Annotated in this window: 13 protein-coding genes; 11 read left to right on the plus strand and 2 right to left on the minus strand. The window is 48.8% G+C overall.

What is annotated here, in order from left to right:
* The first annotated feature begins 63 nt into the window (after positions 1–63).
* From ACLTOH_RS09840 to manA, 3 genes are all read left to right on the plus strand, one after another.
* Positions 64–1086 (plus strand): glycosylase, encoded by a 1023-nt coding sequence (locus ACLTOH_RS09840; protein ID WP_412224041.1) that lies wholly within the window; start codon positions 64–66, stop codon positions 1084–1086.
* 51 nt (positions 1087–1137) lie between these two features.
* On the plus strand, positions 1138–3894 hold the full coding sequence (locus tag ACLTOH_RS09845) for a diguanylate cyclase domain-containing protein (RefSeq protein WP_412224043.1): 2757 nt from the start codon (positions 1138–1140) through the stop codon (positions 3892–3894).
* Between the two features lie 156 nt (positions 3895–4050).
* Positions 4051–4986: a mannose-6-phosphate isomerase, class I gene (gene manA / locus ACLTOH_RS09850; RefSeq protein WP_227732834.1), complete on the plus strand. Its 936-nt coding sequence runs from the start codon at positions 4051–4053 to the stop codon at positions 4984–4986.
* Positions 4987–5018: 32 nt separating this feature from the next.
* Here the strand turns inward: manA and ACLTOH_RS09855 are convergent, their stop codons facing one another.
* Together ACLTOH_RS09855 and ACLTOH_RS09860 are read right to left on the minus strand one after the other, a co-directional pair.
* Complete coding sequence (locus ACLTOH_RS09855; RefSeq protein WP_412224045.1) at positions 5019–7082, minus strand: hypothetical protein; 2064 nt, start codon at positions 7080–7082, stop codon at positions 5019–5021.
* Entirely contained in the window at positions 7082–7504 is a 423-nt protein-coding gene (locus tag ACLTOH_RS09860; RefSeq protein ID WP_262593709.1) for a response regulator, read from the minus strand. The genes ACLTOH_RS09855 and ACLTOH_RS09860 overlap by 1 nt, the downstream gene beginning before the upstream one ends.
* A 199-nt stretch (positions 7505–7703) precedes the next feature.
* On the opposite strand from ACLTOH_RS09860, the gene ACLTOH_RS09865 reads away from it, so the two are divergent.
* The 8 genes from ACLTOH_RS09865 to ACLTOH_RS09900 all read left to right on the plus strand — a co-directional run bounded on the left by ACLTOH_RS09865 (position 7704) and on the right by ACLTOH_RS09900 (position 16416).
* Complete coding sequence (locus ACLTOH_RS09865) at positions 7704–8420, plus strand: LytR/AlgR family response regulator transcription factor (protein WP_412224046.1); 717 nt, start codon at positions 7704–7706, stop codon at positions 8418–8420.
* A gap of 1 nt (position 8421) precedes the next feature.
* Positions 8422–9741 (plus strand): GHKL domain-containing protein, encoded by a 1320-nt coding sequence (locus ACLTOH_RS09870; RefSeq protein WP_412224048.1) that lies wholly within the window; start codon positions 8422–8424, stop codon positions 9739–9741.
* Positions 9738–9950 carry a helix-turn-helix domain-containing protein gene (locus ACLTOH_RS09875; protein WP_227062170.1) on the plus strand — a complete coding sequence of 71 codons (213 nt, stop codon included), beginning with the start codon at positions 9738–9740 and terminating at the stop codon, positions 9948–9950. The genes ACLTOH_RS09870 and ACLTOH_RS09875 overlap by 4 nt, the downstream gene beginning before the upstream one ends.
* Positions 9951–10039: 89 nt before the next feature.
* Complete coding sequence (locus ACLTOH_RS09880; protein ID WP_118669375.1) at positions 10040–11002, plus strand: hypothetical protein; 963 nt, start codon at positions 10040–10042, stop codon at positions 11000–11002.
* 146 nt (positions 11003–11148) lie between these two features.
* Positions 11149–11886, plus strand: coding sequence for a GTP pyrophosphokinase family protein (locus ACLTOH_RS09885; protein ID WP_154495461.1), 738 nt, complete (start codon positions 11149–11151; stop codon positions 11884–11886).
* Between the two features lie 48 nt (positions 11887–11934).
* A complete protein-coding gene (gene metF, locus ACLTOH_RS09890; RefSeq protein ID WP_412224050.1) occupies positions 11935–12804 on the plus strand; it encodes a methylenetetrahydrofolate reductase [NAD(P)H] in 870 nt (289 codons plus the stop codon).
* Positions 12805–12971: 167 nt separating this feature from the next.
* Complete coding sequence (locus tag ACLTOH_RS09895) at positions 12972–14747, plus strand: ABC transporter ATP-binding protein (protein WP_412224052.1); 1776 nt, start codon at positions 12972–12974, stop codon at positions 14745–14747.
* On the plus strand, positions 14734–16416 hold the full coding sequence (locus ACLTOH_RS09900; protein ID WP_412224054.1) for an ABC transporter ATP-binding protein: 1683 nt from the start codon (positions 14734–14736) through the stop codon (positions 16414–16416). The genes ACLTOH_RS09895 and ACLTOH_RS09900 overlap by 14 nt, the downstream gene beginning before the upstream one ends.
* The last annotated feature ends 95 nt before the right edge of the window (positions 16417–16511 follow it).

Here is a 16511-nt window from a genome sequence, read left to right on the forward strand (position 1 = left end):
TTCCTTACTGGCTGTAAGGGATATTAACCATAAATATATTGTAGTAGAAATGAGGTAACTCGAATGAGCAAAGTTAAGATGATCAGCCCTGCAGTACCTAATGTACCCTGGCAGGATAAACCGGAAGGACATACCGGTGCACCGGTATGGAGATACAGTGAGAACCCTATTATTGGCAGAAATCCTGTAGAAGGAGTAGCCAGAATCTTCAACAGTGCGGTAATGCCTTACGGTGATGAATTCATCGGCGTGTTCCGCGGTGAACAGGTCAACGGTATTCCCTATATTTATTTAGGACGCAGCAAGGATGCTATTCACTGGGATTTTGATAAGAATAAGATCCAGTTCGTAGATGAAGAAGGCAAGCCTTTCATGCCGATTTATGCATATGATCCCAGACTGGTAAAGGTAGAAGATACCTACTATATCATCTGGTGTCAGGATTTCTACGGCGCAGCCATCGGTATTGCGAAAACCAAGGATTTCAAGACGTTTACCAGAATCGAGAATCCGTTCCTTCCTTTTAACCGTAACGCCGTACTGTTCCCCAGAAAAGTACACGGCAATTTCATGATGCTGTCCCGCCCTTCCGACAGCGGACATACGCCCTTCGGTGATATTTTCGTCAGTGAGAGCCCCGATATGGTATTCTGGGGCAAACACAGATATGTGATGGGCAAGTCTTCCGAATGGTGGGAGTCCTTAAAGATCGGTGGCGGTGCAGCTCCCATTGAGACTTCCGAAGGGTGGCTATTGTTCTATCATGGTGTGAGCGGAACCTGTAACGGTTATGTCTATTCCATCGGTGGAGCGATCCTGGATATTGACAACCCGTCCATCGTAAAATATCGTTGTGAGAACTTCCTGCTGACACCGGAAGAGTGGTATGAGGAGAGAGGGTTTGTACCGAATGTATGCTTCCCCTGCGCTACCATCCATGATTCCGAGAGCGGCAGGATCGCCATTTACTATGGCGCAGCAGACAGCTACGTAGGGCTGGCATTTACGACCATCGATGAAGTGGTTGACTATATCAAAGAACACAGCGTGGTCACAACAAGCGATACAGAAGAAGGCAGAAGATAGAATCGAGGGACCCGCGATGAGCGGGTCCTTTTTAAGTGATGGAGACAGCGTATGATGGAAAAAGAGGAATTATATGCCAGAATCGAAGAACTGGAAAGAGAACTGGCAGAAGAACGTATCAGGAGGAAGATTACCGAGGACAATTCCGACTGTGCGCTGTGGGAGTATGAAATTGCTTCAAAAAAATATGTGCTTTCCAGAAAGCTTGGAGGAAAGTGGAATACCACCAACATGGTCATCGAAAACTATCAGGAACAGATGCATAACTGGGGATTTGTGCATCCGGATGATTGGGCGACTTTTGATGAATTCTGCGCCGCAATGGACCGGGGCGATGAGCATATTTCCTATGAAGTCAGACAAGTCAGTGATGAATCGGTATTTGTCTGGTTCCGTTATGTAGGGATTCCGGTCTATGATAAGGATCATAAGCCATATAAGATCATGGGGAAGACGCTTGATATTACAGGAGAAAAAAAGAACCAGGAGCTGTTGGAACAGAAGGCAGAGAGGGACTCCCTGACAGATCTGTACAATAAAGCGAAAATGCGTAAGCTGGTGGAAAAGCATATCCGGCAGGCCGATGACACAGAAGGAGCTTTTATCATCGTTGATATTGATGACTTTAAAACGATCAATGACACTTGCGGACATTTATACGGTGATGAAGTATTGATCAAAATTGCCAATGCGATTTTGATCAGCGCCGGCATGGAGGATTATGCAGGTCGTATCGGTGGTGACGAATTCTGTGTATTCTGCCGTGGGGAAAATGCGGGTCAGCATGCCATGGAGACGGCGGAGAGGATATCCCGTATGGCAGACCGGATCCACATGTCCGGCAGACGCGTGACCTTAAGTATGGGAATCTCCTGTTATCCGGAGGATGCTTCCTCTTATGAGGAGTTGTATCAAAAAGCGGATCAGGCACTGTACCGGGTGAAACGCAGCGGTAAAAATGCATTCAGCGTGTACGACAAGAACTATAATTATGTTGATTATACCTCAGACAGGAAGGAAACAGACCGGGAGACCGGCATCTGGCAGGAGCTGGAGAAATATTATAAAGGACGTCAGTGGACAGAAACGGAAAGTGAAATTCTGTCTACTATGACGCGGATGATGGAAAGCTATCTGAACCGTGAAGAATATGCAGGGAATGTCAGGGAGCGGGAAAAGGATACAGAAAAGCCGGAACCGGACATTGCCGGAATGGAGACAACGGAAAGCTTTTCGATAAAACTGGAACAGATCCTGCCCTGGCAGGACGGTCAGTATGCAGAGGTATTTCTGGGCATCCGGGATTACGATGAGATTTCCGCGAAGATGAGTGAGGAAGTGAAAAACAGCCTTCTGTACCATCTGGGGACGCACATTCAAAAGCACCTGAAGGGACAGGAAATGGTGTGCCATGTGAAAAAGGATGAGTTCCTATTGCTGTTGGACAATCATGTGGAAGCTGCTTGGGAGAAAATCGGTCATATTATGATCATGTTCGAAGCTATGATCGGAGATAAATACCCCGATGTATCGATCAACCTGTACAGCGGCATTTATTATCTGGAGTCCAGAGGATACCGCCCGGAGGAAATTTTCCGCATCGGCAAGACTCTGAAAAACAAGGCGAAACGTTATTGCACGCTGGAAAACAGCATCTATGAGAACCGCAAGAGTGCGGGGAACATCATTGATAAAGAAGCCGGAATCCTGAACCGGGGCAACCTGACCAGACTGAAAGGTTTTATGAACCGTGCAGCCAAAGGAGAGCGGCTTACGGTAGGATTTATCGGCGGTTCCATTACCCAGGGATTTTCCGCTACGGAACCGGACAAATGTTATGCGGCAAGGACATTTGGCTGGCTGAAAAAGGTATTTCCCAATACGGAATTTGATTATGTGAACGCCGGAATCGGAGCTACCGATTCCCAGTTCGGCGCGGCGAGAGTACAGGAAGACCTGCTTCAGCGGCTACCGGATCTGGTATTTGTAGAATTTTCCGTGAACGATCACAGTACGCCGCATTTCTGTGAGACCTACGAAGGTCTGGTGAGGCAGATTTATGGCAGTGCGAGCGCACCGGCAATGGTGCTGATCCATAATGTCTATTATGATACCGGTAAAAGTGCGGCATATTATCATGCGCAGGTAGGACGACATTATGATCTGCCCTGCATCAGTATGCAGAACAGTATCTATCCCGCTGTGGCAGCCGGAAGACTGCCGGCAGAGAAGATTACGGCAGATTTCCTTCATCCCAATGATCTTGGTCATGAATTCATGGCATCTGTGATCACGAATTTCCTGGAAAAGGTAATCCATGATAAAACGCAAGAGCCGCAGGAAATTTTCCCGGCCCCGCTGACAGAGAATGCCTATGAGCATTGCGTGAGACTACAATATTTTAATTCCACACCGGAGAAGAGCGGTTTTGAAGAAGATATGACACCGCAGAGAGACATCACGGATATTTTCCGTAACGGATGGAGCGCCGGAGAAAAAGGAGCTTATCTGGAGTTCACTTTCCGGGGAACCGGTGCCGCCGTGCAATACCGCCGAGTGAAGGACGGACCTGCACCCATTGCCACAGCAGTGGTGGATGAGAACCCTGAGACGGCGTGCGTGTTGGACGGAACCTTTGATGAGACCTGGGGAGATAAGATGGAACTGGCAACGATTGCGGAGCATCTGCCCTATGGGGAACACCGGGTGAGAATCGAGATCACGGAGACACACGAGAACGATAAGGCTGGATTTTATCTGGTGTCATTGATTGTATCCGGGGTAAGAACAGAAACAGAAGCGGAATAGGCATAGTACGGAAGTCAGGTAGACAGATCGGAAGAAATGTGTTACATATCAGATAGAATATTTTTCCAGAAACGGACGTTGCAAAGCTAAGTAGCGGAATAACGGGAAAGATGCCGTGCAATACATAGTAAGTATCATGGGAAAGGATAGATGATCATGAACAAAGATATTATTTTTTTAACACCGGTGTGTACCCACAATATCTGGGGCGGTACCCGGTTAAACAGAGAATTTGGGTACCCCATCGAGGGCGACGACATCGGTGAGTGCTGGGGTATCAGCGCCCATCCCAACGGAGACGGCACCGTGGCAAGCGGCGCTTATAAGGGAATGAAGCTGTCCGAGCTGTGGGAGAAGCACCCCGAGTTGTTCGGAGACACGGGAATGGATCGTTTCCCGCTGCTGATCAAGATCATTGATGCAAAGGACGACTTAAGCATCCAGGTGCATCCGGATGACGCTTATGCGAAGGTACATGAGAACGGATCCCTGGGCAAAACCGAGTGCTGGTTCATCTTAGACTGTAAGGAAAATGCTACGCTGGTGGTTGGACACAACGCGAAGAGCAGGGAAGAACTGGAGCAGATGATCCAGGAAGGAAAGTGGAAAGAGTTCATCCGTGAGATTCCTATTAAGCCCGGGGACTTCATCCAGATCGATCCCGGTACCGTACATGCCATTAAGGGCGGTACACTGCTTCTTGAGACCCAGCAGAGCAGCGATATTACCTACCGGGTGTATGATTATGACCGACTGAGTAACGGTAAGCCCAGACAGTTGCACATCACCCAGAGTATTGATGTCATTACCGTCCCTGCCAAATCCGCAGAGAACAGTGTGGTACACACGGAGAAAAAGGACGATGCGATCCAGCAGTTGATCTGCTGCCCTTACTACACCGTATACCGTATTGATGTGGAGCATCGTGTGGAGACCTGGCAGGATAAGCCCTTTGTTCTCATGAGCGTGGTAGAGGGCGAAGGCACCCTGAACGGTACTCCTTTAAAGAAGGGCGATCACCTGATCCTGCCCGACGGCTACGGTAAGGTAGAGTTACAGGGCAGGATGCAGATCATCGCATCTACGATCTGAGTTCACGACAGATCAAACCCCGGTCACTTGATTTATTTCCCAAGTACAACGGATAGCTTGATTTCTTTTTCTGTTTCGCTCAGGTCGAAATCACCGCCGTCGGAGACGGTCACGCGCAGTTCATAGAGCACGCCGTCTGTCAGCTCCGTCACATTTGCTCCGGTCTCGTCTGTGAGCGACCACAGTTCAGAGCCAACCTTTTCCAGCTTGCCGTCTGCACCATAGGCGTAGAGCGTCAGATCGGAGGCACTGCCGGACAGGTTGTTCATACGGAAGGCTACTATGGTGTTGGGATGCACGTTGCAGATGGTCGCGGTGTTGTGCCAGCTTGCAACCGTACCTTCACCGCCATCCTGCTCAAACTGATCCTGCGAAAGAACATTTCTTGCAGCCTGATCAAGATCAACCTCACGGTACGGAAGCTCGGGCAGATACACAAAGCGATCCTGCAAACGCAGCAGTTCCAGATAGCCTGTCGGGCAGTAGAGCGTATTTCCGTTGCTGCCGGTGTACATGCCGATAGCCATATTATTGTAGCCGTATTTGTTGGACACATCCATCGTGAAGACGGTTTCGCCCGTTGCAAAGTCCAAAATAATGTACTGCCACATGCCGGTATCCAAATCCTGTACATAACCGTAGATATAGCCTGTTGCAGTGGAGAGCTTCATGATCGCCGTGTCGCGCAAATCGTTCCGGCTCCAGACGCTCTTCATTTCATAGCCATCGGCGGTTTTTAGGGTGTCCACCCGCTCAACGCCCGGGGCGATCATAACATTACCCTTCATCAGCCAGTTCTGGTCATAAATGTTGGCGTAGCTCTGAATCGAAGAGTCATTGTCAGGGTCGGCAAGACCTGCGTTACCAGCGCCGAACCAGTTGCAGACGATCGTGCTGACGGTGCCTTCACCGTCGTCATAAACGATTGCAGAGTTCTCAACCGCCACCTGATACCCATCGGGCAGATCATCCAAAACAGGCATGCTGGCTACGACCTCTCCGGTCTTCATGTCGAGCGCAAGAAGCTTAACGGGGTCTGCGTTGTCGGTGAACAGTACAAGGTTTGGTGTCAGTGTGGGCGAGCAGCCGCCACCCCAGGCAAGGCCGCCGCCGGTAGTCTTATCGCCATCATGACTGACCTTCGCACCGACACTCTCATATGGCGTGCACCACACAACGTTCACACCTTCTTCCGCGCGCAACAGATAGCAGTTCTGGTTCGTCAGAATGACCGCACCGTCTTTGGAGGCAGCAATGCCGTTTTCTGCGCCCTCGCCAAGGGGCAGCCCGTAAACAAAGACAGCCTTTGAAAGATCGGTTTGTTCGCCATTCAGAATCGATTCTATCGCTGTGTGGGCAATGTAGCCGAGAACACCCTGCTGCTGCCGCTCGGGATAGATTCGGAAGCCGCCGGTGGCGAACCAAAGGTTTCCGTCGTAGTCAAAGACCACGGACAGAAGATTCTGTGTCAGCTCTTTGCCGAGCGCGGTCTCAGCAGCTGCCTTGATATCGATATCCAGAACCTTTTCAAATTCCGGAATGACGCTGCCATCTTCCTCTGTCGTACGCAGTATCAGTACATGGTTGTTGCTCGTCGGGCAGACGACACGGTTTTTAGAGTCAAGGAAGGTGTAGGAACTCTGGATGACGTAACCGCCGCCATCATGTTGCATCGGTGAAAAATAGCCGAGCGTCTTCGTCTCTGTTGCATTCAGATCACGGATGGCGATGCCGCCGAGCAGTGGCACGACCGCGTGACCGTAGTTGTCAAAGTAAATCGCGGGTGAGGCGTTCGGGTTCGTTGTCTCAAAGGAAACATTGATTTCCGGATAGATGCCGAGCGGCAGAATTTCATCCGTTGAGTCGGTGTTGTAGCCGTCGTGATGGATGTTTGCATCACTTTTTGCCATATAAGGGTTTTCATCCACGTGTTTGGGTTGTAAAGCCTTCACGGGCAGTGCACCGGATAACGGTGCAGAAGATGTTGTTTCGTCCTCTGCCGGTGTGGGCGTTCCACCACAGGCCGCCATAGACAGGCACAGTGTTCCCGCCAGAAGAAAGCTAAATACAGAATAAATCTTTTTTCTTTTTTTCATCAATAATCCTCCTCATTGTTATGTTTGTTGTGATCCGCCCGGAATAAGGCAGACGTTTTTTTCCCATCTGACCATGTAGAAAGTCCTTGCTGAAACGCTTCTTCTGTTATTGGCTCTAACAGAAAATAGTCTACACGCAGCCGAAATGCATGCAGGGAAAAATCCAGATCGCTGCACCAGATGATGCGTGTTTCGGGAAAAAGCGTCCGCAGATGCTCCACCGCATTCAACCCTTCTACTCCCGGAAGTGCGATCACAGTGCAGGTTGGCGCATTTACACGCGCCACATCAAAGAACAACTCCTGCCCACGGTAACAGTCCATTTTGGGAAACAGACCGCGTTCAAAGCAGAACCGTGAAAGCTGCTCTATATAAAAGGCTTCCTGTGTTTCGCTACTTGTCAGCACGGCAATGCGGTACACAGCACTCCCTCCCTTCTGCCGTCATTGATGCTTTCTGCTTGTCAGTATACGGATATGCAAACGCTTTTCAAGCCGTTTGGCACGAAACCCTCAATTCCGTCACGAAATCTGAGTTTTTCATTGTGTCGGTGTTGGACAGGTATGATATAATTTAGTTTGGAATAGTTACTGGAATTTTTTACAAAGGAGTCAGTCCGGTATGAGAATAGCAATAGTGGATGATATCGAGACCGAACGTGCGCTGTTGAAAATGCGGCTTGAGCGACAGCTGAGCTTGTACGGTGTAGAGACGGAGATCTTAGAATTTGATAGCAGCGAGAGCTTTCTCGCAGCAGAAAAAGAACGGCACTTTACTGTGGCATTTCTGGACATTTACATGAAAGGATTAAGCGGCATGGATGCCGCAAAGGAACTTCGGAAGACGGATGCAGACTGCTTTCTGATCTTCACCACAACATCTACCGACCATGCACTGGAGGGATTTCAGGTGCGGGCATTTCACTACCTCGTGAAGCCCTTTTCCGAGGGAGAACTTGCCGCTCTGCTTGCTGAAATGCTCACTAAACTTCCGCGTCCGGAGCCGATTCTGACGGTGAAAGTCAGTGGCAGCGACGTTCGCCTTCGCTATAGGGACATTATCTTTGCCGAGCATTTTGCTCATATGATCAACATTCGCACAACTGCCGGAAAAACGCTTGCCACGCGGCAAAGCTTTAAGGCATTTACCGAGCCGCTGAAAAAAGATCCACGCTTTTTTGTCTGCGGCCGCGGTACGATTGTCAATTTAGAACATGTCGCTGATTTTCAGGCCGCCGCTTTCTGCATGACCGACGGCAGCCGCATATATGTCAACCAGGAACTTTTGAAGCCTGCCAGGCAGGCATTTATGGAATTTCTGCTGCAAGGGGGTGTATGAGATGAAAGATATTCTGCGTCCGATCCTGGAGTTGTCCGTCGTACTCCCCGGTCTTTTACTTGCATATTTCCCTGTAAAATCCTATCTGAAGCAGTCCCCCGGAAAACTTGCCGCCCGGATTCTCCCACTGATGGCAGGATTGTGTATCGGTGCTGGGATCATCTGCTATCAGCTGCATGCTTCCACTGCGTCTGCCCTGGCAGGGATCACATTGCTTGCAATTGGGCTATATACCGGAACACTCCAAATCTCCCTCTGGAAATCCGGAACAATTGCACTGACTGTCTGCGCAGTGTTTGCATGCATCAACAGCTTGTCTCGAGCTATCAGTGTTATGATTGCTCTGCATATGCAGCTGCCACAGGACGAACCGTGGTTCTGCCTTGCAGCCTGTGTATTTTATAATGTTGTTTGCTGGATTTTGGTGCTGGCTGCGTTCTATCCGTCAACCCATGCAGTGCGTGTGATGGTTGAGGACGATAATTTTGCGCAAACGTGGTATGTGTTCTGGGTTTTGCCGCTGGTGTTCATTTTTTTGAACCTTTTTATGATCCCGCGCTATCAGACGACGCTTCGGACCGGTCGTGTATTACAGGGCTATATTGTGATAAGTATTGCACTTCTTTTGCTTTTGCTCTGGTTCAACGCAATTTTCCTGCTAATGGCCACCAGTCTCAACCGCAACGCGAGATTACAGCAGGAAAACCAGCTTCTTTTCCTGCAGCAGCAACGCTATGAGAATCTCAAAACCGCAATCGAAGAAGTGCGGCAGGCGCGGCATGATATGCGCCATCAACTGAATCAAATTTCCGCACTGGCTGAGACCGGCGATATGGAGGGATTGAAAAGCTACCTTGAAAAAACCATTTCCCGCATCCCGGATCTCGGTATACACTTCTGCGAAAACCGCGCAGCAGATAGCGTCATCGGCTATTATTGTGCCCTGGCAAAGCGCGAAGACATTCCCTTTTGTGCAAAGCTCGATCTGCCGCAGACTCTTCCGATCGATGAGATCAACATGTGTCTGGTCTTGTCCAACTTGTTGGAAAATGCGCTCGAAGCCAGTATCCGCACTGCACCAGACAGACGGCAGATTAAAATCACTGCATACCTGCATGCCGGGCGGCTGCTTCTGATCGAAGTTGAGAATGCCTATGACGGCGAAATCAGGGAGAAGAACGGTGTATTTCAATCCTCCAAACGAAAGGGAAACGGCGTCGGCATCCAGTCAATCCAACATATTGCAGAAAAAAGCGGTGGTGCAAGTACGTTTGCCTGTCAGAATGGTGTTTTCTCCGCTAAAGTTATGCTCTGCGGATAAATGCACATAAAAGCACCGGCAAAAATTTCAAGGACTATGTCAATCAGATCCGCCTGAAACATGCAGTCACACTGCTTCTGGACACTGACAAAAAAGTCTACGAGATTGCCATGAATGTAGGCTTTGGCGATGCCAGAGCATTTAACGATGCCTTCCAGAGGGCCTACGGGGAGACACCGGCAGGGTATCGGAAGAGATTGCGGAAGTGAAAATAGTAGTTGTGGCAATAGTTTTCGTAAGATATAATATATTTTGGGAGAGAATTTCGGAGAAGGTCTTGTAGAAAGGATAAGACCTTATGCATAATACACTGAAAAGAGCTGTAATAGCGACAAATCAAAAGGCACAATATGATGCGAAAGTCAAAAATCTGCTAGGGCATAAAATTATACTGGCTCATATACTGACCAGAACAGTAGATGAATTCAAGGGGATGAATCCCAGGGAGGTGATCCCCTATATAGAAGGAACACCTTATATCAGCAAGGTGCCGATAGAACCGGGGATGACCAATCACGAACAACAGGGACAGCAGATTATCGGTCTGAATACGGAAAACGTGGAAATAAACGAGGGACTGATAAGATTTGACATTATTTTTTATGTCCGGTTACCATCTGAAGATAGCAAGGATGCCGGATTGACACAAATCATCATAAATGTGGAAGCACAGAAAGATGAACCGACGAGTTATGAGATTTTAAATCGTGCGATATTTTATGCGAGTCGCCTGGTATCATCCCAAAAGGAGCGGGATTTTGTTAAATCCGGTTATGATGATATTAAACGAGTTTATTCCATTTGGATATGTATGAATATGGAACAGAACAGTATGAACCATATTCATTTTGTAAATGATGCTGTAATCGGGAACCATGAATGGAAGGGAAAAATCGATCTGATCAATATTATAATGATTGGGATTGCAAAAGAACTTCCGGAACAGGATGAGAGATATGAATTGCACCGTCTTCTGGGAGCACTACTGTCGCAGAAACTGACAGTAGATGAGAAAATGTCGATCATGGAAACAGAGTACGATATTGAGTTGGAAGAAAATTTGCGAAGGGATGTGAGTACAATGTGTAATTTGAGTGAAGGAATCGAAGAAAAGGGAATTGCAATCGGTGAAGCGAGAGCAGAAGCAACAATGATAGCCAGGATGCATAAAAACGGAATGCAACCGGAGCAGATTGCGGCAGTCACAGAGAAAAGCATTGAGGAAGTAAGGAAAATCATAGCTGATTGTGAGAATGGATAAAGCAAAAGTGATACAGGAATGGCAGATCGCTGCTGTTCCTGTTTTTTTCTCAAATTCTTTCTTTTAACTTTATTGCAGTGATGCGATTGAGTGTATATAATAGAATCGTTATGTAATGCAGTACTTTAGAGAAGGAATAAATCACAATGGATACCATCAGAGGTAAATTTTTGAAGCAACATTTACTCTCAGACGAGTTTTTGGATCTGATCGAGAAGAATAAGCGCCCCATGGACGAGCTGATGTCTTATTATCAGTGTGCCATCATGGAGGTGGAGACGAAATTCAAGGTGCTGAATCAGGAGTATTCCCTGGAATATGACCGCAATCCCATCGAGGGCATCAAGACCCGAGTGAAGTCCTACGACAGCATCCTTAGGAAGATCCGCCGGAAAAATATTCCCATGACGCTGGAAGGCATTGAGGAGAATATCCGTGATATCGCCGGTGTCCGGGTCATCTGTTCGTTTCCGGATGATATTTATGAACTGGCGGAGAGCTTTTTACGACAGGATGATATCACCCTGATCGAGCGCAAGGATTATATAAAGAATCCCAAGGAGAGCGGCTACCGGAGCCTGCATCTGATCGTGCAGGTGCCGATCTTTTTACAGAATACGAAGAAACTGGTCTATGTGGAGGTGCAGTTCCGCACCATAGCCATGGATTTCTGGGCAAGCCTGGAGCACAAGCTGCAGTATAAGAAAAACATTCCGGAAAGTCAGTCGAAGTTTTTAAAGGATGAGCTGTATGACTGTGCGCAGCAGAGCGCAGCGCTGGATAAGCGGATGCAGAATATCCGGAATGTCATTGCGGCGAGTGAGACCGCAGAAGAGGAGAAACAGGATTTCCTGCCGATCTTTTTGCGGGAAAACAAAGGGTAATTACGTAGCCTGAAGGTATGTAGATGATGGAAAGGCGAGAAGAATTGTATGAAGATCAGAGATATTTTGAATAAAGATACAGCAACGATCTCTTTTGAGGTATTTCCTCCGAAGAAGAGTACGGATTTCGGAAATGTGGAGGCAGCAGCACTGGGGATCGCGGCATTGCAGCCTGCTTATATGAGCGTGACTTATGGCGCCGGCGGCAGTACCAAGGGACATACCATTGCTTTGGCAAGAGAGATTCAGAAGCAGTACAATGTGCCTACTGTGGCGCATCTGACCTGTGTCTGCGCTGACAGGAGCAGTATCGGTGCAGCTCTTACAGAAATGCAGGCAGCAGGGATCGAGAATATTTTAGCTCTGAGAGGAGATATTCCAAAGGATTTCGACGGAGAAGTATTTACAGATTTTACGCACGCCTCCGATCTGGTGCGTTTTATTAAGGAAAACGGAGATTTCTGCGTAGGAGGTGCCTGCTACCCGGAGGTGCATCCCGATTCTGCTAACAAAAATGCGGATATTCAGGGGCTGAAGGCGAAGGTGGATGCCGGTTGCGAATACCTGACGACCCAGATGTTCTTCGACAACAATATCTTCTTCAACTTTATGTACCGTGTGCGGGAAGCTGGGATTACCGTGCCCATCGTTCCCGGCATCATGCCCATCACCCGCGGGGTACAGGTGAAGAATGCCGTAAAACTGTCCGGCTGTAATGTGCCGGAGCGCTTCAAAAATATCGTAGACCGTTTCGGCGATAACCCGGAAGCCATGAAACAGGCAGGTATCGCCTATGCCACCGATCAGATCATCGATCTGCTGGCGAACGGTGTAAAACATATCCATGTCTATTCCATGAATAAACCGGATGTGGCGGCAGGGATTCAGCGGAACATTTCGGAGATTTTGAAGGCCTGAGATGGTAATCAAATACATTGACAGACGAAAAAGATGTACTATTATCTAAATCAGAGATAGTACATCTTTTTATGTAGTGCTGAGGAAAGAAGCAGAATTGATGGGTGACGTGGGAAGGACAGGGGTTGTCAATGCGGAAAAATGTGTGGAAGAAGGAGCCGGAGAGGATGAAACAGATATATGAGGCAGCGAAAAAGGATCAAATCCTGTATTATTTCAAAACCCAGTGGCCGGTGCTGCTGGCAGTCACGTTTTCCGGTCTGATCTATAACCTCGGACTTCTGGCAGGACCGTGGTTCGAGGGTCGTATGACGGGATGCCTGGTGGACATTCTGGGCGGGAAAGCAGGATACCGGGATATGCTGGTGCTGGTGACAGCATATGTGATGTCTATTGCCATCGTGCAGATCTCCCGTTATATCAAACGTTTTTATGTCAGACGTTTTGCCAATAATGTAAATCGTGACATGAAAGAGATCCTGTACCGCAGCCTGGTGCACAGAAGCCGTGCCGAACTGGAAGAAGAGGGTGTCGGAAATGTGATGACCAAGGCAATCCTGGATGTGGACGACTGCGCGGAGGGTATGCGGAAATTTACCACAGAGATCTTCGATACCGGTGTGGCACTGGCGGCATATGTGGGAATGTTGTTATTCTATGACTGGCGGCTGGCAATCTTAGGTATGCTGTTTTTACCGGTATCTTATGTGCTGGCGGAGAAGATGAAGCGTAACGTGCAACGCACCGGAGCTGCTTATAAGGAAAAGTCTGGAGATTTAAGTGCCGCAACACTGGACAGAGCCACTAACGCTATCACTTACCGTGTCTATGGCAGAGAAAAAGAGCGCAGGCGGGCCTATGAAGCGAACCTTACCGATTATGAGACATCTGCTGTGAAGGCCAATATCTGGAGTACTGCGTTCCCCCCGCTGTACCGGATCATCTCCATGACAGGAGTATTGTTTATCCTGTATTTCGGCAGCAGAAATGTGCTGGGAACAGGCTGGAAAATATGGGATGTGGCAGCCTTTACCACGTTTTTATCCTGTTTTTTGAAGTTAGCCGTGAAATCTTCTCATGCCGCGAAGCTATTCAATGCAGTACATAAAGCCCAGGTCTCCTGGAAGCGCATCAAGCCACTGATGAAGGAAACCACTTATGAGGACGATAGCCTGGTACAGGAGCCGGGAACGCTGGAAGTATCGGATGTAAGCTTCGCTTATCCCGGCGGAGAGAAGATCTATGAGGACTTCAATCTGTCAGCCACTCCGGGACAGATCATTGGTGTCACCGGCGCAGTGGCGTGTGGTAAATCCACATTGGGAAAGACCTTCCTCTGTGAATACCCTTACGAAGGAAGGATCTGTTTCCACGGCAAAGAATTATCCGGGATGACCAAGGCAGAGCAAAACGGCATGGTGGGATATTTAGGACACGATCCGGAGCTGTTCAATGATAGTGTCCGTAACAATATACTGCTGGGCGATGATGACGATCCGGAGAAGTATCTGAAGGCAGTCTGTTTCGACGGTGAGGTGGCAGAGATGGAAGAGGGTATGGACACCATTGTGGGAAATGGTGGCGTCCGACTCTCCGGTGGACAGGCACAGCGGTTGGCATTGGCGAGAACCCTGTGCCATAAGCGTCCGGTCCTGATCCTGGACGATCCTTTTTCCGCACTGGATCGCAAGACGGAGGAAGAGGTCTTTGCCAATCTGCGGAAGATGGCAGCGGACAGTATCGTGATCCTGTTGTCCCATAGGCTGTATCTGTTCCCCAAAATGGATCAGGTGCTGTGGATGGAGGATGGAAAAGTGACCGCAGGAACCCACGAACAGATCCTTGAAACGTTCCCGGAGTATGCGAGACTGTATGAAGCACAGGCGGATGGCGCTGATGCACACAGTACGCAGGAGGGAGGTCCGGATCATGCAGAAAAATAAACAGATGCAGAAAAATAAGAGACAGAATGTGAAAAATGTCCGCAGCGTGATCCGTCAGACTTTGACAGGCTATACAGGACTGTCGCTGGGAATCCTGTTGGCAGTCGCAGGTGCCATTGTAACCGCACTTTTGCCGCCCTGGATTCTGGGAAGTATCGTGGATACGATCACCGCAGGAAACGCAGTTCCGGTTGCATTGGTGATACTGTATTTTGCTTTTACGGTACTCACCGGGCTGACCGAAAGCCTTCGGGAAGGTCTGCTGACGGTCTTCGGTCAGAAGATTACCCACGCACTGCGGAGCAGCATGATGGAGAAATACACGAACCTGACGGCAGGGGAACTGACGAAGCAGGAACCCGGTACTATTGTATCCCGGTTCGTAGGAGATGTGGATACGGTGGAGAACCTGTTTACCTCCGGAATCATCAGCATGTTCGCCGATGCCTGTAAGATTATAAGTATCCTGGTGGTGATCTGGTTAAAAAACAGAGGACTGGCGATCGTACTTTTGGTTCTGTTACCATTTCTGTATTGGTTCACCCGGACGGTGCAGAAAAACATGCTGAAAGCCCAGATCGAGAACCGTCGTGCTGTGGGCAGAGCCTCCGGACATGTGCCTGAGACGCTGCACAATATCCGCACCATTCATACGCTGGGAAAAGAGCGCTACATGGAGCAGCGCTATGATGAATATATTGCGGAGAGCTACCGCACGGTAGATCGCACGAATTTTTATGATGCCATTTATTCCCCGGTGATCCTGATCCTGAATGCTATCGTGGTGGCGGTTGTGATGCTATTTTCTGCCTCCGGTAATGCAAAGGTGCTGACATTGTTCGGTATGTCTGCAGGTACAGCGGTAGCGGTAATTAACTATATCTCACAGATTTTTACCCCTGTGGAGAGTCTGGGAATGGAGATCCAGACCATACAGTCTGCCATTGCGGGCGTGCACCGGATCAATGAATTCTATGCGCTGGAGGAATTGCCGGAGAGAAATTCCGGGGAAAAACCGGCAGAACCACAGAATAGACCGGAAAAACCTTTTGTGGAACTGCAAAATGTGACCTTTAGCTATGAGGATGATGACCGTAATATTTTGCAGGCTTTAAATTTTCAAGTGTATCCCGGAGAACAGGTGACACTGTCCGGAAGAACCGGAGCAGGGAAGAGTACGGTCTTCAAACTGTTGTTGGGACTCTATCAGCCGGGAGAGGGTAAAGTGCTGATTCAGGGAAGAGATGCTTTTCAGATTCCGGAACATGAAAAGCGCAGCCTGTACGGCTATGTGGAGCAGACTTTTCATAGAGTACCCGGTACCGTGAAGGATCAGATCACGCTGTATGACGATTCTTTTACCATGGAAGAGGTACGGGGGGCTGCAAGAATTGCGGGACTGGATGCGACGATAGAACAATTGGAAAAAGGCTATGACACTCCCTGTACCCAGGAGATCTTCTCCCAGGGACAGTGGCAGCTGTTATCTATTGCCAGAGCTGCGGTGGCGAAGCCGAAGCTCCTTCTGTTGGATGAGATTACGGCAAATCTGGATGCCCAGACCGAGGAAGAGGTGTTGCAGGCACTGAAGCGTGCCTCGGAAGGAAGAACGGTAATCTCAATTTCACATAGAGTAAATGCGGAGACAGGACGGATCATTAACATATAGTAAGATGTAAGATGCCTGACGGATTGCTCTGTGCTGCGCACTCTCACAATCCTGCCCGGTATTCGCATATCGTGAAGCTGACGCTTCCCTTTTAT

Origin of the sequence: Waltera sp., from assembly GCF_046969025.1 — a bacterium.
Taxonomy (GTDB): domain Bacteria; phylum Bacillota; class Clostridia; order Lachnospirales; family Lachnospiraceae; genus Acetatifactor; species Acetatifactor acetigignens.